Below are 1,477 nucleotides of genomic sequence, written 5' to 3'. Positions count from 1 at the left end.
CCTTTACAGGCTGCAGGACTCTTCCCTAAGTTGTTAGATGCAGTTTTAGAGGAAGGAAAATTGTTTGTTATTCCTGAACGTAGAAAGCGATCTTGCCCGAGGGTGGTTAAGGGAAAACCACAAAAATATCCCAAAAAAAATACCAGTCAGCCTTAACTGACTGGCATTAATCTTGAGATAGGGTGTTTTTTTATGACTTCATAGATACTTAACTAACTCATTAAAGACCCAACACGGCTCTTGGGTCAATGGGTGTACCATTCTCACGAACTTGGAACTGTAAGCCGACCATTGTTGTCTGACCAGTGCTACCCATAGTGGCAATACGTTGGCCTGCCTGCACTTGATCCCCTTCATTAACTAAAAGCTGATTGTTATGGGCATAGACTGTGATGTATCTAGAATCATGTCTGACCATAATCAAGTTACCGTATTCAGGCAAACCATTACCTGCATACATGACAACACCTGCCTTACTGGCCAAGACAGGATCGCCAACACGACCACTAAACCACATGCCCATATCCCCTGAGCTAGCATTAAAGTTTTTCACGACCGGGTTACTGGTAGGATAAGCATAGCCTTTGGTAGTGGTTGCCGTTGGCGGAGTATAGCTTGGTGTGCTAACAGGTGGCGCGGTCTGTACTGGTGGCGTAGAAGGTCTAGTGTTAACAGGATTATTGGCCACAACGTTGCCACCGCCTTCCCAAAGCTTCAGCCATTGTCCAGCATAAATAGTGTAGCGGCTGTCTAAACGGTTTAAAGCGCCAATTTGGCGATAGTTCAGGCCATAACGAGCTGCAATATGACTTACTGTGTCCCCTGATTGAACTTTATAGTAGTTGGGGACACCACGAGCATCAACTTTCACCACAGGGCCTGTAGGTTGATAGGTAGGCTTGGTAGCGCAGCCTGATAGCATCAAAGCCCCACCCAATATTGCAAACGCCAATCCTTTCACTTTAGTAGATGATTTACGTTTAGAGCTGGCAGTCAAATCAGTGGTCTCACAGTTGCCTGTCAAAAAAATGCTGGACATAAATGTCTCCCTATAAAAAACACAATAACGACAAATTTAAGAATTAGATAAATTGATGGCTTTTTTGGGTTTTAAGCCCCGATAAATTATTGAGATATTTCAGTATTTTGACCGTAGTCATTATTCCTTATACTCAGCCCATACTCAGTAGTCAGTAGTTAGACACAATTACCACTTATTATACCAATCAATTATTTATTCATAACTGAATATCCTAATCGCTCAGCAACTTATGTCAATATACACGCAACGGTTATAACGATTCTTTACATAGCATACAGTCTTGGTTAGGGTATCGACTTTGAAATCTGTTAAAATAATACTTATAGTCCTGCAATATTTTCTAAACAAAGAGTGGTGCTATAAAATCAGGCCTACCTCTTATACCATGGGCTTATCCTGTTAATAAAAAGAGCATAACCTTACTTACTATATTGA

1 protein-coding gene is annotated in these 1,477 nt (G+C 41.4%); it reads right to left on the bottom strand.

The window, feature by feature from the left end; translation table 11 throughout:
- Positions 1 to 220: 220 nt before the first annotated feature.
- A complete protein-coding gene (locus tag A1019T_RS12035; RefSeq protein WP_077451892.1) occupies positions 221 to 1,039 on the bottom strand; it encodes a peptidoglycan DD-metalloendopeptidase family protein in 819 nt (272 codons plus the stop codon).
- Positions 1,040 to 1,477 lie beyond the last annotated feature (438 nt).

The organism is Psychrobacter piechaudii (assembly GCF_900162825.1).
GTDB lineage: Bacteria > Pseudomonadota > Gammaproteobacteria > Pseudomonadales > Moraxellaceae > Psychrobacter > Psychrobacter piechaudii.
This window is presented reverse-complemented; position numbering and strand designations above follow the sequence as displayed.

Excerpts from the sequence above, each read along its gene's own strand:
- A1019T_RS12035 (WP_077451892.1), bottom strand. The coding sequence starts at position 1,039 with ATGTCCAGCATTTTTTTGACAGGCAACTGTGAGACCACTGATTTGACT.